Genomic DNA, 22,718 nt, shown 5'->3' with positions numbered 1-22,718 from the left:
GGCAACGGATAGACAAGCGTGTAGTATAGTCGTACCAACGCACGCGACGCAATCCACCCCGGTCAAGCTGGCCGGTGCATCCCCGGAGAACATCTCCATGCAGCGGCGCGAATTGTGGCTTCCGGCATCCCTGACCAGCCACTGGTGGCTGCTGGGGATACTGCTGTCGGTCATTCTGCTGTATGTCCCGACGGTCAACTATGAACGGGTTTTTGACGACCACCTGCAAATCGAGGAAAACCTCCACATCCGCTCCTGGGCCTACATTGGCCGCGCCTTCACCGACCACGTCTGGAGCGGGCAGCCCGGCTATACGCTCACGAACTCATACCGGCCGCTGTACCTGGTCTGGATGACGGCCAACTATGCATTTTTCGGCGAAGACCCACGGGGCTGGCATACAACTTCCCTGCTGTTGTACCTGGCGGCCATCGGCGGAGTCTGGTGGGCAGGTGGGCTTCTTCTGGGCAAGGGGCCCGGACGTGTCCTGGCGACGGTCATCTTTGCCCTGCACCCGACGCATGTGGAATCTGTGGCCTGGATTGCTTCCTTTCCCGATGCCCTGCTGATGCTGTTTTTCACCTTGGCGCTCGGCCTTCATCTTCAGGCCGCGGGCTGGCATCCGCACCATGGATTTGGCTGCACCGAAGACTCATCGCTTCCAGCCACGTGGCAGCGGGGCTGGCCTTGGGGACTGACCAGCGGGCGCAACTGGCTGTCCGCCGGCGCGCTGGCCGCCGCCCTGCTCACCAAGGAATTTGCCGTGTTCTGGTGGCCGATGGTCTTCCTGCTGCATCTGACCCAGCGGCCTGGAAGCTGGCGGATGCGCTTCAGCGCGGCACTGCACGCCCTCTGGCCGCAGACGTTCGCCCTTGCCGGATACTTTGTTGCACGCCGGTTGGCGCTGCCCGGTGTGTTTGAAGGGACGCCCTACCTTCCGTGGCTGACAGTGGCCCTGACGGCCCCGCTCGTGCTGTGGACGTACGTACAGTTGCTCGTGTGGCCCGTCGGCTTGCGCCTTGAATACGAACTTACGTACGTGACCAGCCCGACCGACCGCCTGTTCTGGTTGCCGCTGATGGGCTTGCTGGGGGTGGGCATTGGCGCGGCGTGGGCGCTGCGCCGCGCTCCGCTGGCACTGACACTGCTGGCCTGGATTGGGCTGCCCCTGTTGCCGACGCTCAACCTGCGCCACTTTCGTCCGCAGGAATTTCTCCACGACCGCTATCTTTTCCTTCCGACACTGGGTTTTGCTCTGCTGCTCGGTTGGTGCTTTATGGTGTGGCTGGAGCGCCTCACCAGCCCGCAAGCCAGGGCCCTGGCAAGCCTCCTGCCCATGTCCGGTGTGCTGATAGGGTACGGTTGGCTGACGGCGCAGTACGTCCCTTATTGGCAGAATGACCTCGTGCTCTACCGCCGGATTCTTCACTTTCACCCGAATAACGTCTTTGCCTTGGGCAATCTGTCGGATGCCCTGCGCGCGCGGGGACGCCTGGATGAGGCCATTGCCTGCCTGGAACGCGCCTACGCCCTGGCTCCGCACGAAGACCGGCTGGCGCGCGCCCTGGGCAATGCCTACTGCCAGGCCAGACAGTTTGAACGCGCCATTGCCGTGCTTGAACCGTGGCTGAAGGGTGATGAAACCACTCTCAACCAGAGCCTTGCCTGCTACGACTACGGTTACGCGCTGCTGGCGACCGGCCGCCCGCGTGAAGCGCGGCCCTATCTGGAGCGCGCGGCCACGCTGGCGCCGGATGACGCCCAAATTTGGTTCACTCTGGCCGAGGCGCGGCGCGCTCTGCACCTTTGCCCGGAAGCCGCTGCTGCCTATGCTGCGGCCCGGCAACTGGCTCCCGACCGGGCGGACATCGCTCAACGGCAGGCCGACCTCGCTCAGGACTGCCCATGACCCAACTTATGTCCGACCGCCTGCTTTCCATCGTCGCGCCCTGCTTCAACGAAGCCGAGGGTCTGGAAGCCTTTCATACGGCGCTCTCGGCTGCGGTGGCGGCACTGCCCTACGATGTGGAAATCATCTACGTGGACGATGGCTCAACCGATGCTACGCCACAGGTACTGGCCCGTCTGCGCGCCCGTGATGCACGGGTCAAGACGCTGACCTTTTCCCGCAACTTCGGACACCAGGCGGCCCTGTTGGCCGGACTGGATGCTGCCCAAGGTGCGGCCGTCATCACACTCGACAGCGATCTACAGCATCCGCCGGAACTCATCCCGGAACTCGTCCGGGCGTGGGAACAGGGGGCTGACATCGTGTACACCATCCGCCGCGAAACTGCTGACGCCAGCTTTGGCAAGCGCCTCACGAGTTGGCTGTTTTACCGGCTGCTCAACTGGGGATCGGGAACGCCGATCATCCCCGGTGCGGCCGACTTCCGGCTGATGAGCCGCCTGGCGGTGGACAGCTTCTGCGCCATGCGTGAAACCCACCGCTTCAACCGTGGTCTCGTAAGCTGGTTGGGGTTTCGCACGGCAGCCATTCCGTTTGACGCCCCGGCCCGTTTCGCCGGCGAAAGCAAGTATTCCGTGACCCGCATGCTGCGCTTTGCCATCCACGGGCTGGTTTCCTTTTCTGTCTGGCCGCTGCGGATGGCGACGCTGCTCGGCTTTGGCATGGCCACCTTCGCAGCACTCTACATTGTCTATGCCCTGTATGTGTTCTTTGTCCTGCGCTGGACGGTCCCTGGCTGGACCTCGACGCTCATCACCGTACTGCTTATCGGCGGCGTACAGTTGATTAGCCTGGGCCTGGTCGGCGAGTACGTCGGGAAAATCTACGAGGAAGTCAAGCGCCGTCCGCTGTATGTCGTTCGTGAGCGTCAGGGTTTTGAAGACGACGTGGGCGAAGGGGTCCGGGCAACTGCGCCGGCTGCTGGGAAGCACTCTGTGTAAACCGTTGGTTCCTCAAGGGTTTCATCGGCCAAAACCGTCCAGGTGCGCAGGCTGGGCGCGGGCGGTATCTGCTGCGTGGTCAGGGTGTCAGTAATCGCCTTCGGCCGCAGCACATTCGGCAATACCTCGCTGTGTTTGACAACCCACAGGCACATAGGTTTTTCCAGCCGGATTTGGCAGCATTCAGCCGGGTGGTTCCGCCGGAAGCCGCCCGCCGCCAAAAGCGTTCGCTATTGGCGCAAGGCAAAAGGCGTGTGCTAGTAATCACCTGTCCGTTCGTTCCCGGTTTTTCAGATGATACAAAGAACGGTGAACTCAAACTCCTGGAGGAACTATCATGGGCGGTAACGTCATTGAAATCACGGACAGCAACTTCGAGCGCGAAGTGTTGCAGTCTGATCGTCCGGTGCTTGTGGATTTTTGGGCGGCCTGGTGTGCACCCTGCCGGATGCTGGCCCCAACGGTTGAAGCCCTCGCCAACGACTACGCCGGACGGGTGCGGGTGGGGAAACTCAACGTGGATGAAAACAACCAGACCTCAGCCCGCTTTGGCATTCGCGGCATTCCGACACTAATCGTGTTCAAGAACGGGCAGGAACAGGAACGGCTCACCGGCGCGCATCCAAAGGATACCATCGCCCGCATGCTCGAAAAGCACCTGTGAGCAGGCTGGATGCGGCTGGTCGGTGACAAGACCTGGCCTGACTACAACGCGGCCGTCGGCGTTTTCAAGGTGCATACCACCCGGCCGAAAACGCCCTGACGGCGTTTTCCTCTGCCAAGTGAAACACGGATTTCAGAACCGTCTGCGCCTGCCTCGTCAGGAGTGACCCGATGTTGACCGGACATGACATCCGCCATCGCTTTCTCGACTACTTTGCCCGGCACGGCCACCGGATTGTGAAAAGTTCGCCCGTGCTGCCGCCGGATGACACCCTGCTGTTTACCAACGCCGGAATGAACCAGTTCAAGGATGTCTTCACGGGCCGCGAAACCCGCGACTACACCCGCGCGGCTTCGTCCCAGAAGTGCATCCGCGCCGGCGGCAAGCACAACGACCTGGAGGAAGTCGGCAAAACGGCCCGGCATCACACGTTTTTTGAAATGCTGGGCAATTTTTCCTTTGGCGACTACTTCAAGGAAGAAGCCATTGCCTTCGCCTGGGAACTGCTCCTGCGGGAGTTCGAGCTGCCGCTGGAGCGGCTCTGGTTCACGGTTTACGAGGACGATGACGAAGCCTTCGCGCTGTGGAAGAAGGTGGGCGCACCCGCCGACCGCATCCTGCGCTTTGGCAAAAAGGAAAACTTCTGGCAGATGGGCGAAACCGGCCCCTGCGGCCCCTGCTCGGAAATCCACTATTTTCTGGGCGATGATCTGGCTGACAACCGGCCGGAGTACGTCAACGGGCCCGGCGATACCACCGTTGAAATCTGGAATCTGGTCTTCATGCAGTTTGAGCGTTTCGCCGACGGCACGCTGAAACCGCTGCCCAAGCCCTCTGTGGACACCGGTGCCGGACTGGAACGCCTGGCCTCGGTTCTGCAGGGCAAGAAGACCAACTACGACACCGACCTCATCCTGCCGATCATCGAACAGATAGCCGCCCGCGCCGGCAAACCCTACCACTACGACAGCCCGGACGGCATTTCGATGCGGGTCATTGCTGACCACGCCCGCGCCACAGCGTTCTCCATTGCCGACGGCATTTATCCCGGCAACACCGGACGCAACTACGTGCTGCGCAAGATCATGCGCCGCGCCATCTGGCACGGGCGGCGGCTGGGGATTGACAACCTGTTCCTGCACGACATCACGGCATTCGTGGTCGCGCACATGGCCACGGCCTTTCCCGAACTCCAGACCCAGGCCGAGGTCATTGCCCGGGTCGTCACCACGGAAGAAAAGCTCTTTTCGACGACGCTGGCTGCCGGCCGCAAGCGGCTCGATGAAGCATTCCGGCGCGCCGAGCAGGGCGTGGTCTCCGGCGCGGATGCCTTCGATCTCTATCAGACCTATGGCCTGCCCCTTGACCTGATTGCCTACATTGCCGAGCAACGCGGGCTGCGGGTGGACGAAGCCGGCTTTGAAGCGGCGCTGGCGGAAGAGCGTATTCGGGCGCGTGAAAGCTGGAAAGGCGGTGCAGCAAAAGCCGTGGCCCCGGCCTACCAGGCAGCGCTCGACGGACGGCCAACCGTTTTTCGCGGATATGACCACCTTTCCCTGCCTGACCTGCGCGTACGGGCCGTTATCCGGCAGGGCGAGCTGGTCGAAGTCCTCCGGGCTGGCGAAACCGGCGAAGTCGTTCTCGATGAAACGCCGTTCTATGCCGAATCCGGCGGCCAGGTTGGCGACACGGGACTGCTCGAAAATGAAGCCGCCACGCTGCGGGTGACGGATACCGTCGCGCCAGTGACAGGTCTCATCGTGCATCGCGTGGAAGTCCTGCGCGGTGAAGTGCGCGCCAATGACCAGGTGACAGCCACCGTGGATGCTGACCGCCGCCGGCGCACGATGCTCAACCATTCCGCCACCCACCTGCTGCACGCGGCACTGCGCGAAGTGCTCGGCGCGCACGTCAGGCAGGCCGGCAGTGAAGTTGCGCCGGACAAACTGCGCTTTGACTTTACCCACTACGCGGCCCTGTCGGCTGACGAAATTGCCGAGATAGAACGGCTCGTCAATGCCCAGATTCGGCGTAATGCCCAGCTTGCCAAACGGGAAATGGCGCTTGACACGGCCGTTGCCGCCGGCGCCATTGCCCTGTTTGGTGAAAAATACGGCGATGTCGTGCGGGTCGTCGAAGTACCCGGCTTTTCGATGGAACTGTGTGGAGGCACGCACGTTACGGCCACAGGCGACATTGGGCTGTTCAAAATCATCAGTGAAAGCTCGATTGCCGCTGGCGTCCGGCGCATCGTAGCCGTGACCGGCGAGGCAGCCTTTGAGCGATTCCAGGCCGATGAGGCCATTCTCTCCAACCTCACGGCCACATTCCGCCTCGGCGACACCAGCGACATTCCGGCGCAGGTTGAGAAACTCCAGACCAGCCTGCGCCAGGCTGAGCGTGAAATCGAAGCCCTGCGGCTCAAACTTGCCCAGCAGCGCGCTGAAGCGGCGCTGGCCGAAGTGCGGACAATAGGCGACGTGCGCGTGCTGGCACTCGAAGCGGCCGATCTGGACAAATCCGGTGTCCGTCAGTTGGCGGAATACCTCGTGGGTAAGCTGGGGCCGGCCGTGGTCGTCATTGGCATTCGCAGCGGGGAAAAGGTTTCGCTCGCCGTACGGGTGGCTGATGCGCTCACCAACCGCCTCAAGGCTGGTCACATCGTGCGTGAACTGGCGGCCATTGTCGGCGGCGGCGGCGGCGGTCGCGCTGACTACGCCGAAGCCGGCGGAAAAGACGCCGCCAGGCTTCCTGAAGCCCTCCAGGCAACGCCGGCCATTGTCGAACGTTTCCTTGGCTGAGGTCCCAACTTCTGTAACCCGGAGCCGTCCTGCATGACCACGGATGCCATTGCCTTCTTTCTTGACCGCTATGGGCTGACCACCGGCGACCTCGACGCCCTGCTCGGCGAAGCTCTGGCGGCCGGCGGCGACTATGCCGACCTGTATTTCGAGTATTGCCGCACCAACGCCCTCACCTTGGAGGAACGCCTCATCAAGACGGCCAACCGGTCGGTGGCCCAGGGAGTCGGCGTGCGCGTCATTGCCGGAGAAAAGACCGGCTATGCCTACACCGACGATATTTCACCGGCCAGTATCCGGCAGGCAGCGCGCACGGCAGCCTGCATTGCCCAGGCAGCCCAATCCGTTGGCCCCGTGGCCGTGACGCCACAGGCCAAGGTGCATGACCTGTATCCCCAGACGGAAACCGGCGATGATCCCCCGATAGAACGCAAAATCGAGCTGCTCAAAGACATAGACGAACGGTGCTATGCCGCCGACCGGCGCATCCAGAAGGTACAGGCCAGCCTGACCGACGAATGGAAAGTCGTCATGGTGGCCACCAGCGAGGGCGTTCTGGCCGGCGACATCCAGCCACTGGCGCGGGTTGGCGTCGTGTGCATTGCCGACCAGGATGGCGAACTCCGGGCCGGACGGGCCGGCGGCGGCGGACGGCGCGGCTTCGGGATGTTCACCGAGGGGGAACTGGCCCCGGAAGCGCTCGCGCGTGAGGCCGTCCGGCTCGCGGTGTTGCAGTTCGACGCCGTGGAAGCACCGGCTGGACCCATGGAAGTCGTCCTGGGGCATGGCTGGCCCGGCATCCTGCTCCACGAAGCCATCGGGCACGGACTGGAAGCCGATTTCAACCGCAAGAAAACCTCCGCCTTTTCCGACCTGCTCGGACAGCGGGTGGCCAGTGACGCCTGTACCATTGTGGATGACGGAACACTCCCCGGCCGGCGCGGCTCACTCAACATGGACGACGAAGGCCACCCCACTTCCTGCACCGTCCTCATCGAAAAGGGCATCCTGCGCGGCTACATCAACGATTACCTGAACGCCCGGCTGCTCGGCGTGCCGCGCACCGGCAATGGGCGGCGGGAAAGCTACCGGCACATCCCTATGCCACGGATGACAAATACCTACATGCTGGCCGGAACGGAAACGCCCGAAGACATCATCCGCAGCGTCAAGCGCGGACTCTACGCCGTACAGTTTGGCGGCGGCCAGGTGGACATTACCAGCGGCAAGTTCGTTTTCTCGGCCAGTGAAGCGTACCTCATCGAGGATGGCCGCATCACAGCGCCGGTTAAGGATGCCACGCTCATCGGGCACGGGCCCGATGCCCTGACGAAAGTCACCGCCGTTGGCTGTGACATGGAACTCGATCTCGGCGTCGGCACCTGTGGTAAGGACGGGCAAAGCGTGCCAGTCGGCGTTGGTCTGCCAACTATCAAAATTTCGGAGATGACTGTCGGCGGTACACAGCGGTAACATCGTTTCCTCTGTGCCAACCGTCTGTGCCAGAGTCAGCCAGGACACCATCACCACCACATCAAGAGGAAGCTTTCGACCATGAAGCACCTGGTTCGGATGTCGCTCGCTCTGTGGAGCGCCTGCTGTTTGTTGACTCTCCCCCTCATGGCGCAACAGCGCCCGCGCGTTGTCACGAACGATGACCTGCGCCGGTCGGTAGCTGTGCGGGTGGATTCGGGTAATAACCACCCCAGCGGGCCAGCCGCTCCCCTTGATGAAGTCCAACCACCACCAGTTCCACTCACCCTGCCTGACCTGGTTACGGCCCGCCTGCTGAGCTATTCCCGTTCGGTACAACCGCACGGCATCTACTTCGAGGCGTTGGACGGTACACCGGTTCTGAGCCTGAACGAAGGGTTGATGTACAACCCGGCGTCGGTCACGAAGGTCATGACCTCAATGGCGGCGCTTGAAGCCTTGGGGGTCAACTACCGCTATCCGACCCGCATCAGCTACACCGGCGCGATAGACTGGTCCACCGGGACGCTCATGGGCGATCTGGTGTTCAGCGGTGAACAGGACCCATCCTTTGTGACGGAAAGCCTGTTTCTCATCGGCGAGAAGCTCTACGAGATGGGCATTCGCAACGTCCAGGGCAACCTTCGGATCGGGTCCGGCATGCTGCTCAATCTGCGCTCACAGCCGGCGGTTATTGGGAGCGAAATTCTCACCACCCTTGACCGGAGCCGCTGGACGCCCAAAACCGAAGCCGTCTGGAACGCGGTGCGCGGCGTCAGGGCCTTCAGCCAGATGCCGGTCTATCACGGCATCACCATTTCGCCCGGCAACGCTCTTGCTGATGACCACACGACGCCCCGTTACCCCTTGCTGGAGTATCGCTCGTCACCGCTTCTGAAGATTCTCAAGTCCATCAACGCTTACAGTCACAATGAAATGACCCATGTTGTCGGCGCGCGCGTCGGCGGTGCGGCCGGCGTGCGGCAGTACCTCATCGAAAAGGTCAAGCTGCCTCCCCAGGAAGTTTATCTGCAAACGACCTCCGGCCTTGGGCAGAACGCCATTACGCCCCGCGCGACGGTCAAACTCATGCGCTATGCCGTCAACTGGCTCGAAAAACGGAACATCTCCCTGGGCGAACTGCTCCCGATAGCCGGGATTGACAACGGCACGCTGCAACGTCGCTTCACCAGCCCAGACCTGATAGGCACCGTCATCGGCAAAACCGGGACCCTGTCTTCCACAAGTGCGCTGGCCGGCATTCTGTACACCCAGAAGCGGGGGCTTCTGTTCTTTGCCATTCTGGAGCGCGGCTCTCCCCACAGCCTGCGGCCGCTTCAGGAAGAGATCATCTCGATGGTAGCCGCCGACAGCGGCGGCGCACTGCCACTGGCCCTGGGGTCGGAGATGTCTCCCTCGCTCTGTGAGGACGCAGAAGTGATGGAGCGCGTGACGGCGCGCACGGCCGGCACCAGCCGGTAAGCCATATCAACCGCTCTGTGGCATTCCAGGCGTGCGGAGCAGTCGCCCACCCGGAAAGACCGGCTTTGGTTCGGGCTGCGGCACTTCGCCCAGTGCCTGGGCCAGGTCGGCGATGAGATCGTCGGGATGCTCCAGCCCGATGGACAGACGGACCAGGTTTTGCGGCGCGCGGGTGTCGGGCCCTTCCGCCGAAGCGCGATGCTCAATGAGACTCTCCACCCCGCCGATGCTCGTGGCGTGGGTGAAAATGCGCGTACGTGACGGCAACGCCTTGGCGGCAGCGGCACCTTCCTTGAGCGTGAACGACAGCACACCGCCAAAGCCACTCATCTGCCGTTTGGCCGTCAGGTAGCCGGGATGCTCCGGCAATCCCGGATACAGCACCCGTTCAACGCGCTTGTGCGTCGCCAGAAAGCGCGCCACCTTGATCGCCGTTTCGGACTGCGCCCGAACCCGGCAGGGAAGGGTTTTCAGACTCCGCTGCAACAGCCAACAGTCAAAGGGTGATGGCACCGCGCCGCCAATGACCTGGATGCGCCGGAGCCGCTGAAAGAACTCGTCCACAACGTTCGTCACCACCACCCCGCCGAGCACATCACTGTGTCCACCCAGGAACTTCGTCGTCGAGTGAACAACCAAATCCGCGCCAAACTCGAACGGCTGCTGAAGGACGGGCGTTCCCAGGGTGTTTTCAACCACCAGACGCGCGCCATGCGCGTGGGCAATAGCCGCTGCGCGGGCAATGTCCACGATGGACAGCAGCGGATTGGAGGGCGTCTCAACCCAGACCAGCGCCGTCTGCGGGCGCATGGCGGCGGCAATGGCTTCCGGGTCGGTCGCATCCACGAAGGTGGCTTCCAGCGCCCAGGCAGCAAAGATGTCTTTGAGCAAAACGGCCGTACCGTAGTAGGTATCCTGTGCGATGACGACGTGCTGCGCTGGCGTCAGCGCCTGAAAGATGGCCGCGGCCGCCGCGTTCCCCGAAGCAAAGCAGGCGGCAGCCGCACCGCCCTCCAGCCGCGCCAGACTGGTTTCCAGCGCCTGCCGGTTGGGGTTGCCTTCACGGGTGTACTCAAACCCACGGGGGCAGGCTCCGGTGGCATCGCGCTCGTAGTTGGTGGCCAGATGAATCGGCGGCATGACGGCCCCGGTTGCCGGGTCCGGCGTCCGCCCGGCGTGAACAGCCAGAGTTTCGATGTGGCGGGAGTCGTGATTGGTCATTGCTTTGGGTTCGGCAGCCGGTGCTTCTCCGTTGAGTCTCAGTTGAGGGTCTTGTTGCCGGGCGTGTCCTTCTCGATGCGTGCGCCGCCGTAGTTGCGGTAACGAACGCCGCTGCGGTCGGCATAAAATGAGTAGCGGCCATCGTAGTTGTGCCGCTTGGGAACGGCATAGACAGCAAAGTCCCGGCGGTCGGGCGTCAGCTCGATTTCAATCGTGTGCCCGAAGATTTCGCCGTTTTCGAGCGATGCCAGCAGGCGGGCGATGTCTTCCCGGAACTGGTTCCGGTACGCAACAAGTTCCGGGAGCGTGCCGTACTGCCCCCGGTTGTTGCGGGCAAACACCTGCTCGATTTCCACCAACTGCGTCACCAGCCGCGCCATGGCGTCTTCGTTCTGAAACATTCGGATGAAGACACCTTCTTCGCTCAACTTGAAGAAGCTTTCGCCGTGGGCCAAGGCCAGGGCCTGGGTTTCACGGTCGCCGATGAGCCAGCGTCCGTTGCTGCGAATGAGTCCAACCGAGGCCGTTTCAGTTTGTGGCGACGGGTTGCCGGGTGCAGCCTCAGCCGGCACGACGACAAACACCGTGGCGTCATCTCCGGTGATGGTTTCGCCGCTCGTCGTGAGCTTTTCAGGAATCTTTCCGATCAGCTTGAGAAATTCCGGCTTCAGTTCGTCCAACTGCTGGGGCGTCATTTTTTCAACGGCCGGGCCGCAGACGTGCAGTTGGAAAGCCTCAGTCAACCGCTGCTCCCGCAGCAGGCGGTAAAACATCTGGACGGTATCCGTTGGCGTCAGCCCAGAAGCCGGCTTTGGGCTGGTTGGCGACTGGGCAGCCGCACTGCCCGTCAACCAACCTGCCAGCAAGAGCGCCAACCAGAGTGACGTAGTTTTCAGCCGCATTGTGGTCTCGCTGCACCTTTCTGTATTTTTTCGGGTTTCAGGGCCGCAGCCGGTACAGCATGCGCGGGAAAGGTATCGTTTCGCGGACGTGCTCCAGACCGCATAACCAGGCAACACACCGCTCAATGCCCATGCCAAAGCCAGCGTGGGGCACCGTGCCGTACCGGCGCAGGTCAAGATACCATTCAAAAGCTTCGCGGGGCAGGTTGTGCTCGGCGATCCGCTGTGCAAGCCGGTCGTAGGATTGCATGCGCTGGCCGCCGCCGATGATTTCCCCATAGCCCTCCGGGGCGAGCACGTCCATGCACAGGGCCAGTTCCGGGCGTTCCGGGTCTTCTTCCATGTAGAATGCTTTGACCTGCGCCGGATAGCGGTGGACGATCACCGGCCGGTCAAACTGCTGTGCCAGGTAGGTCTCATCCGGCGCACCGAAGTCGCCTCCCCAGACAAAATCGTGTTCGAGCTTGCCGGCCAGATGCGCCTCGTGAAGCATCCGCACAGCTTCATCGTAGGGCAGGCGTGGAAACGGCGCGGCAATGGCTTCCAGCTTGCTTGTATCGCGTTCGAGCAGCTTGAGTTCTTCCCGGCGGCGCTCCAGGACGCGCGCCACGATGAAGCTCAGGAAACGCTCAGCCAGCACCATCATGTCTTCCAGCGTTGCGTAGGCAACTTCCGGTTCGACCATCCAGAACTCTGTCAGATGGCGGCGGGTCTTGGACTTTTCGGCCCGAAACGTCGGGCCGAAGCAATAGACCTTGCCGAAGGCGGCAGCAGTGGCTTCGTTGTAAAGCTGCCCCGACTGCGTCAGGTAGGCTTTGCCGTCGTCGAAGTAATCCAGCTCGAACAGGGTCGTGGTGCCTTCACAGGCCGCCGGCGTCAGGATGGGGGTGTCGGCCAGAATGAAGCCATCGTTGTCGAGAAAGTCGCGGACCGCGCGGACAACTTCGTGCCGGACGCGCAGGATGGCGTGCTGCCGTTTGGAGCGCAGCCACAGGTGGCGGTGGTCCATCAGAAACTCGATGCCGTGTTCCTTGGGCGTGATGGGGTAGTCCTGCGTCAGTTGAACGATGGTGAGGTCGTGTACGTCAAGTTCGTACACACCGGGTCGTTTGGGGTGTTCGCGGGGCATCCCGGTGACGATGATGGAAGATTCCTGGGTCAGCGCCGCCGCCCGGTTCCAGACTTCTTCGGAAACAGCGTTTTTGGAAACTATTCCCTGCACGATCCCGGAACCGTCCCGGATTTCGAGAAACAGCAGTTTTCCGCTCGAACGGGCGTTGTAAAGCCAACCCCTGATGGTGACGGTCTGCCCAAGGTTGGCGGCAAAATCAGCAATCCGCACGTGATTCGTCATGGTTGTTTCAATATCGTTGGGAGCATCACGGGACAAACTTGTGATAGCGTGAGCCTTGTCACGATTGTGGGAATAGCATGCCGAAGCACGACGAGCAAACCAAGCCAGAGAGCAATGAGGGGATGGAACTGCTGACGGCAGCGCGCGCCCTGCAACGCATGCTGGAGGCGCTGCGGCTGACCGCAGACCGTGATACTCATCTGGAGCGCACGGCGGAAAACGTTGCGGAGTTCTGGGCGGAGTTTTTTGCACCCTTCATTGCAGACCAGCCACCGCCGGTGGTTTCAACCTTTCCGGCCGCAGAGCTGTCCGGTCAGTTCATTGCCGTTGGCGGGATGTCGTTCCATTCGATGTGCGCCCACCATCTGACGCCGTTTTTCGGCGCAGCTTACGTGGCTTACGTCCCCGCCGCGCTGGCGATGGGCATTGGCGCGCCGGCCAAACTGCTTGAGCACGCGGCACGCCGGCCGCAGCTTCAGGAACGCCTGGCCATGGATGTCGCTACTGCTATCGAGCGGGTGTGTCATCCCCAAGGCGTGGCCGTCTGCCTGATTGCGCGTCAGATGTGCATGGAAATGCGCGGCGTTCGCGCGGACGGGTCTGTGGAAAGCACCGTCCTGCGGGGATGCTTTCAGGAAGCCCCGTGGCGCGAGCAGTTTTTCAACTATCTTTCCCGCCAGGCAACCAGCCGGGGCGGGTGATATGGAGTCTCATCAGGAATGATTCGTACCAAGTCCTTTGCAACCGGTTTCACTGGATTGGTTCTGGCGTTTGGTATCGGCGGACAAGCGTCTGTCGGGCATACCGTCGTCGAGCCTGCCGTCGTGCAGGAACCCACGACCGGCGTCGCTCCCAAGCCCAAAGCCCCGTGGAAAGCCCAGGAGGAGTTTCACTCCGTCCTGGCCGGAACGTTTCACCCGATGGAAGATGGCGACTTTGGCCCGGTACGCAAACGGGCGGCTGAAATGGCCCGCAAGGCCCGGCTGTGGGCGCGTTCCCGGCCGCCCAAGGGCTATGATGCAGCAGCACTCCGTCCACTGCTGGCAAAGCTCGAACGGGAGGCGGCTGAGGTCGCCCAACTTGTGGCCCGGCAGGCCAGCGATGAGGAAATCAAAGCGGCGCTCAACAAACTCCACGACCGCTACCACGAAATTGCGGGCGAATGTCGCTGAAAACCACGATGTCGCAGAATCTGGAACGCCTGACGGCCGAACTGCGGGAACTTGAAGCCCGGCTCCGACTGGGCGGCGGTGAAGCCAAAATCGAGCGCCTCCACGCCCAAGGGAAGCTGACGGCCCGCGAACGCATTGCCGGGTTGCTCGATCCCGGTTCCCCCTTCCTCGAAATAGGCCTGCTCGTGGCCTACGACCGGTATGACGGACAAGCGCCGGCAGCCGGCGTGGTGACGGGTATCGGACGCTGCCACGGACGCGAGATTGTGGTTGTAGCCAATGACCCCACGGTAAAGGCCGGCGCCTGGTTTCCCGAAACCATTACGAAGATGCTACGGGCCCAGGAAGTGGCCATGCGCTGCCGTGTGCCGATTGCCTACCTGGTGGATTCGGCCGGCGTCAACCTGCCCTATCAGGGAGGCGTCTTTCCCGGACAGTATGGCGCGGCCCGGCTGTTTTACTACAACTCGCTGATGCGCCGGCATCTGCGCATACCACAACTGGCTGCCGTGATGGGGCAGTGCATTGCCGGCGGCGCCTATCTGCCAGCGCTGTCGGATGTCATCGTCATGGTTGAAGGCACGAGTTTCATGGGCCTTGGCGGGGTCAACCTCGTGCGCGGAGCGACGGGGCAGACCTCGGACCCGGAAGCGTTAGGCGGTGCGCGGATGCACACGACAGTTTCCGGCGTGGCGCATTACCGCGAGCCGGATGATGCGGCCTGTCTGGCGCGGCTCCGGCGGTTGGTGGCGGAGCTGCCGCCACCGCCGCCCCGTGCCGTTTCGGTTACACCAGCGCGGCCTCCCCGGCGCGACCCACGGGAGGCATATCAAATCCTGCCGGCCGATCACCGGCTTCCCTACGATGTTGAAGCCCTGCTTGACACCCTGCTGGATGCTGATTCCTTCGATGAGTTTCAGGCCGATTACGCCCGTGAAATGATTTGCGCCCACGCGCGGGTCGAAGGCATCCCGGTTGGGTTGATTGCCAACCGGCGGGGCCTCATCAAGTCCACCGGCGACCGGCCACCGCGCTTCGGCGGCATTGTCTATCGGGAAAGCGCCGAGAAGGTGGCCTACTTCATCGAAACCTGCAACCGGCACCGCCTGCCCCTGCTTTTCGTGCAGGATGTGTCGGGCTTTATGGTCGGCGTCGAAGCCGAGCAGTCCGGCATCATCCGCGCCGGCGCTCACTTCGTTGAAGCCATGGCGACGGCCACCGTGCCCAAGCTGGTGCTGACGGTCAACCATGCGTCGGGCGCTGGCTACTACGCCATGGCCGGACAGGGTTTCGACCCGAACTTCATCTTCTCGCTGCCCACCGGACGCATGGGCGTCATGGAAGGTGAATCGGCCGTCATGGCGCTGTTTTCAGCCCAACTGGAACGGCTCAAGGCGGAAGGAAAATCGCCGGACGCCGACTTGCAGGCGGAAATGGATGCCGTTCGGGCCACCTACGAAGCGCAGCTCGATGCCCGGTTTGCGGCAGCGCGTGGTTTCTGCGATGCCGTGCTGCCGCCGGAAGACCTCCGTCCAATGCTCCGGCTGGCGCTTGAAACCTGTCTCAATCAGCCCGGTCCACACCTTGGGCCATTTGTGCTGACGGGAAACCTGCTGTAGTCCGTAACTTCGACGCCAGCGTGTTGATTTTGTCGCCCCGGAGGTCAGGTGCTCAGCGTTGCCCGACCTTCGGGCTTTGCTCAGCTCCTGGTGTGTCGCTGCCAACCGTATCGCCTTCGGTGCCAGGTTCCGGCCTACCGGTTTCGGGCAGTTCCGGCGAAGGCACAAGGGCCGACAGCTCCAAGGTAGAACCGGGCATCGCTTCGGCTGGTAGTTCTGATGCCTCCCATTCATCAGCCATCACGACGGGATGTTCGCCAGACTGGAGCGCCCCCACAACGATATTGTCCACGGTGACAGGCGGTGGTTCGACAACCGCCGGCACTGTTTCCAGGGGTGCTGTTCCCGATGATGCCGTTTCCGTCGGCTGGGTGGGTTTTCCAACAAGTTCTCCCGTGCCCCCTGAAACCGGTGGCTGACTGGGTTGTTCATCAGGTACTTCAACGCTGCCGGTTTCTGCCGGAGAGGCCGTGGCTCCACTCAATTCGGGTTTCTCAGCCGGGCGATCCGGTGAAATTGACCACTCTCCACTTGGACGCAGAGCTTCTGTCTGTTGCGAGTCCCGCTTGCTTGGAGACTTGCTGATGTCGGTCACGATGGCATCCAGTTCGTGAAAGCGGTCGGCAACGTCAATCAGGCGCGGCGAAGTGTTGGCACGGAAGCCAGCCACCTCAACCCGTACCCCCTTGTAGGCAATCACATTGAGGGCATAAGTAAAGTCTTCATCCCCGCTGACGAGGATAGCCGTGTCGTACTTGTCGGCCAGTGACAGCATATCCACGGCAATTTCGACATCGAGGTTGGCTTTCTTGGTGCCATCCGGGAAGGTTTTGAGTTCTTTCTGTACGACACGGTAGCCGTTGCGGCGCATCCAGAGCAGAAACCCCTGCTGGCGCTCCGCCTGCTGGTCCACTCCGGTATAAAAGAAGGCCCGCAGCAGCGGGTCCTCCCCCCGGAGGTAGGCAAGGAGCTTGGCGTAGTCTATTTCGACGCCAGCCGACCGCGCGGCGTGAAACAGGTTATTGCCATCAATGAAGATCGCTACCCGGCCACGGTTTGATGGAGCATGAGCGAGATGCGATCCGGAGGAACTGCTCCGGAGATCATTGGATGCCATGCGACTGCTTTCTGTGAACTGAATAAACGGTCAGGAATGTGAAAAGCCGCCTCGTTTTTGGCTTGTCAACATTCTAGTTTCAGTTGGAAAGCAAGTCAAAAGCTGCACAGAAATTCCAGCCCTTGGCCAGCACATCCACACACCCGCGGTTACCTCCGGGGCTAGTGCTATGTGAACTTTTCAACGCGCAGGATGCTCACCGTCTGCATGTAAACCACGGTGGCATAGTGCGGCAGGTAGCGATCGGCGATGTGTGCCAGAATGCTGTTGGCAACAGGCTCCGGCACGATGGTCTCGATGCGGACGTTCTCCCCTTCCCACTCGCTCTTTCGCGCGCCGTGCCAACCCTCGCCATGCACCCGGCTGGCCGTATAGCCACGCGCCCCCAGAGCCAGGATTTCCTTCGTCAGACGCGGCTCCAGCTCGTCTTCGGTAATAATCACCACGAGCTTCATCTCGAATGTTTTCATCGGTGTCCTCCTTTTCAGACCTACAGCCCATAGACCCTGGTGGCAATGAAGTGGTACAGCGGCAGCCCGACAATAATGTTGAACGGAAAGGTGATGGCCAGGGAGGCCGTGAGGTAGTAGGTCGGGCTGGCTTTTGGCAGTGCGACGCGACACGCCGCCGGTGCGGCAATATATGAAGCGCTGGCGGCCAGAACGCCCAAGACCGTCGCTCCCGCCATGGTCATTCCCGCAAGCCGACCGGCAAAGATGCCTGCCACAGCGCTGGCAATGGGCATCAGAATGCCAAAGGCAACGAGAAACGGACCGACTTTCTTCAGGTCTTCCAGACGCCGCCCGGTCACGAGACCGGCTTCAAGCAGGAACAGGGTCAGGACGCCCCGGAATGGCGTGTCAAACCACGGGGCTACCTGCTCCCAGCCGCGCTTCCCTGAAACATAACCAACAATGAGAAACCCAATGAGCAGCAGGGTGCTTTTCCCGGCCAGCAACTCCCGCAGAACCTCGCCCATCGTCCCGCCTTCCCCGGCGTCCAGCGAATCCTCACGACTCTGCAGGCGGGCGATGATGATGGCCACCAGAATGGCCGGAACTTCCATGATGGTTAACAGCGAAGGCATGAACCCTTCGTAGTTGAGTCCCTGCGCCTGATAGACCGCCAAAGCTGCCGGGGCATCGGCCGCCGTCCCAGCGGCAACGGTGCCGGCTTCGATAGCTGCCCGCAAGGCTTCTTCCTTGAGCGTGTCGTGGAAGGCAATGGCCTCGCCAAAGGTCACAGCGGACACCGAGCCATAGTGGGCTGCGATGGCCGCCGCGTTCCAGACGTTGAACTTTCCTAGCTGCCGCAGGATGTAATAACTCACTATCGGAATAATGACTCCCAGCGCAATCGCTGCCAGGCCCGGTCGCCAGAAGTCGCTCAGGTGACTGATGGAAAGCTTGTAGCCACCCTTGAGACCGATAGCGACAAGAAGGTAAATCGTCAGCGCCGTGTAGAGGTCTTCGGGAAATTTCAGGTCGCTTTTGACGCGGGTGGCAATGACGCCAAGGATGAAAGCGAGCACCATTGGCGACAACAAGCTCAAGAACATCGCTTGGGTAGCGTTCATGGTTTTCCTCTCGTGCGTGGGTGTGTGGCTGGTGGTCGGCTGGCACAGCAGCGCTATGCCAGCCTGGTGGATGCACTACTCGACGAGCGTGATGAGACCGGTGTCAATGTCATAGACGCCGCCGACGATCTTGAGCTTGCCCTCACGAAACCGCTTGGCCAGAACCGGCTCAAGATTTTTGAGCTTTTCGACCTGCATGCGGACGTTTTCCCGGACGGCGTTTTCGACTTCATCGCCGGGCTGGCCCTTGACCCGCTGGGCAGCAGGCTTGATGTCGTTGATGAGGGTGACAATGTGCCCTGGCACCTCCGGCACCCGGACAGCCGCCTGCACTGCGCCGCATTTCGTGTGCCCCAGCACGAAGATGAGCTTGGCACCAAGCACTTCCTCAGCAAACTCGATACTTCCCCACGAAGCGTAGGTTGAAACCTGGCCGGCCGTCCGTACGATGAACAGGTCGCCCAGTCCCTGGTCAAAGACGATTTCGTTGGGCACCCGGGAATCAGAGCAGCCGATGATGATGGCAAAGGGTTTTTGCCCTTTGGCCGTTTCACGAATCCGCGCAATGTCCTGGCGGGGATGGATGGTTTCGCCGGCGGCAAAGCGGCGATTGCCTTCGAGCAGTACCTTGAGGGCGGCTTCGGGGTCGGCCTGAAGTTGCTCATTTGTCAGCGCCGGTGTGCTTTTGGGCGTCTTTTCCTCTGGCGTGACAGCGGGCTGACTGACAGCCGGCTTTGCTGGTGACTTGGACTGGGCAATGGCAGTGGGATGAACAAAGGCCAGCGCCATAAGAGGCGCAAAACAACAGCAAGCCAATCGTCGCTCAAAGGTGTGTCTTGGGGACGACATTCAGGTAATATCCTCCGTAAGGCGAAAGTGGTGGGCTGGCGTCTCCCACCCCGCCGTCCTTCCCAGCAGGATGGCTGCAGCGGGAGTGCCAAACCGAAGTTCATTGACGTTGCCCCCACTTTCGCACTGTCTTCATGGCGTGTCAGTTACTTGAGGTGCGGTCAATCTTTTGCTAGCCTCGCCAACGTTGTATGTCGTAGTTGGCTTCATCTCTGCCGGCCTCTGGTTGGAATCATCCCACCTCCTTGGAACTCACATTGCCTGCGGCTACCCGTCAAAGCATCTCACCTAGGCCGGGTTCAGCACTTCACCGCGTTGCGGCGATAGACGTTGGCTCAAACTCGATCCATCTCATCATTGCTGAAGCCCGTCCGGGAGAAAGACTGCGTATCATTGAACGGGAGAAAGACACCGTACGCCTGGCCGCCGGTCTTACCGAGACTCACCACCTGACGGATGAAAAAATCAAAGCTGCCGTCGCCACGCTCCGTCGTTTCACCGACCTGGCGCATGCGCACGACGTGACAGCCGTGTTAGTGGTGGCGACGAGCGCCATCCGGGAAGCCTGGAACCGGGACGTGTTCCTTCAGCGTGTTGAGCAGGAGATCGGGCTGAAAGTTGAGATTCTCCCCGGCGTCGAGGAAGCCCGTCTCATTGCTCTGGCGGTCGCTGAAGTTACCGATTTCCAGGGTGAACGCGGACTCATCATTGACGTCGGGGGCGGAAGCACCGAGTTCATTCTGACGGACGGCCAGACGCCAACCTATCTGGCCTCGGTCAAGCTGGGCGCAGTTCGTCTTCAGGAGCAGTTTCTGAGCCGGCAGGACCCACCTTCGCGCGCTGAAATTGAAGCCCTCACCACCTACATTCAGAGCGGCCTTGCCCGGACGGTACGTGAAATCCAGGAGGCCGGAGGTTTTCAGCGGGTCGTCGGAACCTCTGGAACCATCCTCGCCCTTGCCGCTGCCAAGCCCGATACACACTCCCTGGAAACAAAGGCCCCAGCGCCCAAGAAGGTCGCATTTACATCCTTTGCATCAGAACTGACCTACGCAGAGCTGCAAGCCCTCAACCGCCGTCTGCAACGGATGCCGCACAAAGCGCGACGCAAACTTCCCGGTGTGGACAGTCGCCGGGCTGACATCATCGTTGCCGGCGGCATCCTGCTGGAGACCATTTTCCGGGAACTGGGTATTCAACATCTGACTACCTGCGAGTGGTCGCTGCGGGAAGGAGTTGTCATCAACTACCTGCGTGAACAGGGCTGGTCGCTTTCCCATACGCCTCTGTCAGCCGGGGACATCCGGGAGCACAGTATTCTCTCCGTTGCCCGCCGGTATGCCTACGAAGCCGGCCACGCCCACCACACCGCCAAGCTTGCTGAGCAGATTTTCGACCAGACCCTGCCCCTCCACGGATTGGGCATGCGTGAACGGGAATGGCTTCGCTACGCGGCGCTGCTGCACGATATTGGCTACCACATCGCACACACAAGCCATCACAAACATGCGATGTACCTCATTCGTCACGCCGAGCTTCCCGGCTTCCATCCACACGAGATAGCCATCATTGCCAATCTGGCGCGCTACCACCGTGGCTCACTTCCAAAACGCAAGCACGAAGACTTCACCCGCCTTCTGCCGGTCCATCAGGAAACCGTCACCAGGCTGATTCCCATCCTGCGCCTCGCCGATGCCCTTGACCGTCGCCACGGCGGCAAAGTCAAGGAAGTCATTGTGGAGATGCAGGACCAGAGCCTGCAGATTGTGCCCATTTCCGTGGACAACACGGACATCAGCCTGGAAGTGTGGTGCGCCCAGCAGGTGCTGCCGATTTGGGCAACGGTCTTTCCCGGTTTGAAGGTCGAGATTTGCCCTGAGCAGGCGGCCCCTGCGGCTATGTACCGCTGATTCCGGGCGGGCATCTTTTACTACGCTTCATGAAATATCCACATGGATCATGATCTAGTAGTCCTAGTAGGGCCTGTGGAAATGTGGAAAAAAATTACAAGTTATTGATTTTAGAACACTTGGATTTGAATTCGGCTGTGGAAAAAGCTGTGGAAAAAAAGCCCTTTCCTGTGGAACCTGTGGAAAACTTCGGGAGGTGGGCAGAGTTTTCCACAGGTTCCACAGGTCATCCACAGGCAGTTTTCCACAGATCTGTGGAAAACTCCCCTAAGTCTATTTCAATGAACTAATTAGGTTGTTGATGAGCCTGTGGAAATCGTTTTGGGTCTGGTAGAGGCGGGAAATCTTCTCGCAACTGTGGAGCACGGTTGTATGGTGCTTGTTGCCGAAGTGGCGTCCGATTTCAGGCAGGCTGTGGTTGGTGAGCTGCTTGCACAAGTACATGGCGACTTGCCGTGGCACCGCGATATTGCGTGAGTTGTTCTTGGATTTGAGGTCAGCCACCCGCAGCCCGTAGTGGTCGCTGACGACCCGCTGGATCATTTCAATGGTGATGGGGCGTTCTTCTTCCTCAATGTTGAGGACCTCTTTGCACAGCTCAATGTCAATCGGGCGCTGCTTGAGTGAGGCGTATGCCACCAGCCGGATGAGTGACCCTTCCAGCTCACGGATGTTCGACTTGATTTTTCCGGCGATGAACAGGGCCACGTTGTCACTCAGGTCAATTTTTTCCAGATCAGCCTTGCGTTTCAGAATGGCGACCTTGGTCTCCAAGTCAGGCGGCTGAAGGTCAGCAATAAGTCCCCACTCGAAACGGGAGTGAAGGCGCTCCTCCAGCGTAGGGATTTCACGTGGTGGGCAGTCGCTGGAAATAACAATCTGCTTCTGGGCATCGTAGAGGGCGTTGAAGGTGTGGAAGAACTCTTCCTGGGTGCGTTCTTTGCCGGCAATGAACTGAATATCGTCAATCAGCAGCACGTCAATGCTCCGGTACTTCTCGCGGAACGCCTGGGCTTTGTCGTACCGGATGGCATTGATGAGTTCGTTCATGAACTTTTCCGAGGAGATGTACACCAACCGCATGTGGCGGTCCCGGTTGCGGATGGCATGACCGATGGCGTGCATCAGGTGAGTCTTGCCAAGCCCCACGCCGCCATAGATGAACAGGGGGTTGTAGGTGCGGGTCGGCGTGTCAGCTACCGCCATGGCAGCGGCGCGCGCAAACTGATTGCACGAGCCGACAACAAAGGTGTCAAAGGTGTATTTTGGGTTGAGCGGGAGTTCGAGGGGTTCAAGGTCAACAATGCGTGCGCCCGCCAACCCCTCGGAGAGTTCGCTGTCAAAGACACCAAAGGAAAAGGCATCTTTGCCTGACTTGGGAGACTCATCGTCAAGCAACCCGTTGGCAGACTTGGGTTCAGGTGACTCCGTATAGACAAACACCAAGCGCGCCCCACCGCATCCAACGGCTTTCAGGGCTTCTTCGACATACTCATGGTAGGTCTCTGTAATCCAGTCCTCATAGCTTCGGTTGGGAACGCGGAGGTAAATGGTGTCCCCCTGGCAGGCATGCAATGTCACCGGCTTGAACCACGTGCTGAAGCTTTCGTGGTTGATACGCCTTTCGATCTCCCTCAGAAAGGCAGTCCACTTTTCGTCGTCCATCAT

18 protein-coding genes are annotated in these 22,718 nt (G+C 60.9%); 10 read left to right on the top strand and 8 right to left on the bottom strand.

Going from position 1 to position 22,718, the window contains the following annotated elements:
• Positions 1 to 97: 97 nt before the first annotated feature.
• The 6 genes from CABTHER_RS00090 (at position 98) to CABTHER_RS00065 (ending at position 9,330) form a co-directional block, all read left to right on the top strand.
• Positions 98 to 1,909 carry a tetratricopeptide repeat protein gene (locus tag CABTHER_RS00090; RefSeq protein ID WP_014098538.1) on the top strand — a complete coding sequence of 604 codons (1,812 nt, stop codon included), beginning with the start codon at positions 98 to 100 and terminating at the stop codon, positions 1,907 to 1,909.
• The gene (locus CABTHER_RS00085; protein ID WP_148263861.1) at positions 1,906 to 2,910 is read left to right on the top strand and encodes a glycosyltransferase family 2 protein; all 1,005 of its coding nucleotides are present in this window, start codon (positions 1,906 to 1,908) and stop codon (positions 2,908 to 2,910) included. The genes CABTHER_RS00090 and CABTHER_RS00085 overlap by 4 nt, the downstream gene beginning before the upstream one ends.
• A gap of 337 nt (positions 2,911 to 3,247) precedes the next feature.
• A complete protein-coding gene (gene trxA, locus CABTHER_RS00080; protein WP_014098536.1) occupies positions 3,248 to 3,574 on the top strand; it encodes a thioredoxin in 327 nt (108 codons plus the stop codon).
• Positions 3,575 to 3,744: 170 nt separating this feature from the next.
• Positions 3,745 to 6,375, top strand: a complete 2,631-nt coding sequence (gene alaS / locus CABTHER_RS00075; protein WP_014098534.1) for an alanine--tRNA ligase — start codon at positions 3,745 to 3,747, stop codon at positions 6,373 to 6,375.
• A 33-nt stretch (positions 6,376 to 6,408) separates the two neighbouring features.
• The gene (gene tldD / locus CABTHER_RS00070) at positions 6,409 to 7,848 is read left to right on the top strand and encodes a metalloprotease TldD (RefSeq protein WP_014098533.1); all 1,440 of its coding nucleotides are present in this window, start codon (positions 6,409 to 6,411) and stop codon (positions 7,846 to 7,848) included.
• Positions 7,849 to 7,929: 81 nt separating this feature from the next.
• Positions 7,930 to 9,330 (top strand): D-alanyl-D-alanine carboxypeptidase, encoded by a 1,401-nt coding sequence (locus CABTHER_RS00065; protein WP_081464602.1) that lies wholly within the window; start codon positions 7,930 to 7,932, stop codon positions 9,328 to 9,330.
• 6 nt (positions 9,331 to 9,336) lie between these two features.
• Here CABTHER_RS00065 and CABTHER_RS00060 read toward each other — a convergent pair whose 3' ends face one another.
• From CABTHER_RS00060 to asnS, 3 genes are read right to left on the bottom strand one after another with little or no spacing between them, the layout of a single operon-like run.
• Positions 9,337 to 10,551, bottom strand: a complete 1,215-nt coding sequence (locus CABTHER_RS00060; RefSeq protein ID WP_014098530.1) for a trans-sulfuration enzyme family protein — start codon at positions 10,549 to 10,551, stop codon at positions 9,337 to 9,339.
• A 38-nt stretch (positions 10,552 to 10,589) separates the two neighbouring features.
• Positions 10,590 to 11,453 carry a hypothetical protein gene (locus tag CABTHER_RS00055; protein WP_014098529.1) on the bottom strand — a complete coding sequence of 288 codons (864 nt, stop codon included), beginning with the start codon at positions 11,451 to 11,453 and terminating at the stop codon, positions 10,590 to 10,592.
• Positions 11,454 to 11,490: 37 nt separating this feature from the next.
• Positions 11,491 to 12,807, bottom strand: a complete 1,317-nt coding sequence (gene asnS / locus CABTHER_RS00050) for an asparagine--tRNA ligase (protein WP_041569016.1) — start codon at positions 12,805 to 12,807, stop codon at positions 11,491 to 11,493.
• Between the two features lie 77 nt (positions 12,808 to 12,884).
• Between asnS and folE the strand changes: the two genes are divergently transcribed.
• From folE to CABTHER_RS00035, 3 genes are read left to right on the top strand one after another with little or no spacing between them, the layout of a single operon-like run.
• Positions 12,885 to 13,508, top strand: a complete 624-nt coding sequence (gene folE / locus CABTHER_RS00045; RefSeq protein ID WP_014098527.1) for a GTP cyclohydrolase I — start codon at positions 12,885 to 12,887, stop codon at positions 13,506 to 13,508.
• Between the two features lie 18 nt (positions 13,509 to 13,526).
• Positions 13,527 to 13,979: a hypothetical protein gene (locus CABTHER_RS00040; RefSeq protein ID WP_014098526.1), complete on the top strand. Its 453-nt coding sequence runs from the start codon at positions 13,527 to 13,529 to the stop codon at positions 13,977 to 13,979.
• Positions 13,970 to 15,598, top strand: coding sequence for an acyl-CoA carboxylase subunit beta (locus tag CABTHER_RS00035; RefSeq protein ID WP_014098525.1), 1,629 nt, complete (start codon positions 13,970 to 13,972; stop codon positions 15,596 to 15,598). Before CABTHER_RS00040 ends, CABTHER_RS00035 begins: the two co-directional genes overlap by 10 nt.
• Before the next feature lie 52 nt (positions 15,599 to 15,650).
• On the opposite strand, the gene CABTHER_RS17850 is transcribed toward CABTHER_RS00035, so the two are convergent.
• The 4 genes from CABTHER_RS17850 to CABTHER_RS00015 form a co-directional block, all read right to left on the bottom strand.
• Positions 15,651 to 16,715 carry a LabA-like NYN domain-containing protein gene (locus CABTHER_RS17850; protein ID WP_014098524.1) on the bottom strand — a complete coding sequence of 355 codons (1,065 nt, stop codon included), beginning with the start codon at positions 16,713 to 16,715 and terminating at the stop codon, positions 15,651 to 15,653.
• A 167-nt stretch (positions 16,716 to 16,882) separates the two neighbouring features.
• The gene (locus CABTHER_RS00025) at positions 16,883 to 17,185 is read right to left on the bottom strand and encodes a P-II family nitrogen regulator (RefSeq protein WP_014098523.1); all 303 of its coding nucleotides are present in this window, start codon (positions 17,183 to 17,185) and stop codon (positions 16,883 to 16,885) included.
• 20 nt (positions 17,186 to 17,205) lie between these two features.
• Entirely contained in the window at positions 17,206 to 18,291 is a 1,086-nt protein-coding gene (locus CABTHER_RS00020) for a sodium-dependent bicarbonate transport family permease (protein ID WP_041569014.1), read from the bottom strand.
• A 75-nt stretch (positions 18,292 to 18,366) separates the two neighbouring features.
• The gene (locus CABTHER_RS00015) at positions 18,367 to 19,080 is read right to left on the bottom strand and encodes a carbonic anhydrase (RefSeq protein WP_014098521.1); all 714 of its coding nucleotides are present in this window, start codon (positions 19,078 to 19,080) and stop codon (positions 18,367 to 18,369) included.
• Positions 19,081 to 19,385: 305 nt separating this feature from the next.
• On the opposite strand from CABTHER_RS00015, the gene CABTHER_RS00010 reads away from it, so the two are divergent.
• Positions 19,386 to 21,050, top strand: coding sequence for a Ppx/GppA phosphatase family protein (locus CABTHER_RS00010; RefSeq protein WP_014098520.1), 1,665 nt, complete (start codon positions 19,386 to 19,388; stop codon positions 21,048 to 21,050).
• Between the two features lie 273 nt (positions 21,051 to 21,323).
• Here CABTHER_RS00010 and dnaA read toward each other — a convergent pair whose 3' ends face one another.
• Entirely contained in the window at positions 21,324 to 22,715 is a 1,392-nt protein-coding gene (gene dnaA / locus CABTHER_RS00005; protein ID WP_148264076.1) for a chromosomal replication initiator protein DnaA, read from the bottom strand.
• Between the last annotated feature and the right edge of the window lie 3 nt (positions 22,716 to 22,718).

It is taken from the genome of Chloracidobacterium thermophilum B, from assembly GCF_000226295.1.
Classification (GTDB): domain Bacteria; phylum Acidobacteriota; class Blastocatellia; order Chloracidobacteriales; family Chloracidobacteriaceae; genus Chloracidobacterium; species Chloracidobacterium thermophilum.
This window is presented reverse-complemented; position numbering and strand designations above follow the sequence as displayed.

Bases quoted from the DNA above. Each gene is read 5' to 3' on its own strand.
- CABTHER_RS00020 (WP_041569014.1), bottom strand. From the start codon at position 18,291: ATGAACGCTACCCAAGCGATGTTCTTGAGCTTGTTGTCGCCAATGGTG.
- CABTHER_RS00035 (WP_014098525.1), top strand. From the start codon at position 13,970: ATGTCGCTGAAAACCACGATGTCGCAGAATCTGGAACGCCTGACGGCC.
- CABTHER_RS00085 (WP_148263861.1), top strand. From the start codon at position 1,906: ATGACCCAACTTATGTCCGACCGCCTGCTTTCCATCGTCGCGCCCTGC.
- tldD (WP_014098533.1), top strand. From the start codon at position 6,409: ATGACCACGGATGCCATTGCCTTCTTTCTTGACCGCTATGGGCTGACC.
- CABTHER_RS00060 (WP_014098530.1), bottom strand. From the start codon at position 10,551: ATGACCAATCACGACTCCCGCCACATCGAAACTCTGGCTGTTCACGCC.
- CABTHER_RS00065 (WP_081464602.1), top strand. From the start codon at position 7,930: ATGAAGCACCTGGTTCGGATGTCGCTCGCTCTGTGGAGCGCCTGCTGT.
- CABTHER_RS00055 (WP_014098529.1), bottom strand. From the start codon at position 11,453: ATGCGGCTGAAAACTACGTCACTCTGGTTGGCGCTCTTGCTGGCAGGT.
- asnS (WP_041569016.1), bottom strand. From the start codon at position 12,807: ATGACGAATCACGTGCGGATTGCTGATTTTGCCGCCAACCTTGGGCAG.
- CABTHER_RS17850 (WP_014098524.1), bottom strand. From the start codon at position 16,715: ATGGCATCCAATGATCTCCGGAGCAGTTCCTCCGGATCGCATCTCGCT.
- CABTHER_RS00090 (WP_014098538.1), top strand. From the start codon at position 98: ATGCAGCGGCGCGAATTGTGGCTTCCGGCATCCCTGACCAGCCACTGG.
- CABTHER_RS00025 (WP_014098523.1), bottom strand. From the start codon at position 17,185: ATGAAAACATTCGAGATGAAGCTCGTGGTGATTATTACCGAAGACGAG.
- CABTHER_RS00015 (WP_014098521.1), bottom strand. From the start codon at position 19,080: ATGGCGCTGGCCTTTGTTCATCCCACTGCCATTGCCCAGTCCAAGTCA.
- folE (WP_014098527.1), top strand. From the start codon at position 12,885: ATGCCGAAGCACGACGAGCAAACCAAGCCAGAGAGCAATGAGGGGATG.
- CABTHER_RS00040 (WP_014098526.1), top strand. From the start codon at position 13,527: ATGATTCGTACCAAGTCCTTTGCAACCGGTTTCACTGGATTGGTTCTG.
- alaS (WP_014098534.1), top strand. From the start codon at position 3,745: ATGTTGACCGGACATGACATCCGCCATCGCTTTCTCGACTACTTTGCC.
- trxA (WP_014098536.1), top strand. From the start codon at position 3,248: ATGGGCGGTAACGTCATTGAAATCACGGACAGCAACTTCGAGCGCGAA.
- dnaA (WP_148264076.1), bottom strand. From the start codon at position 22,715: ATGGACGACGAAAAGTGGACTGCCTTTCTGAGGGAGATCGAAAGGCGT.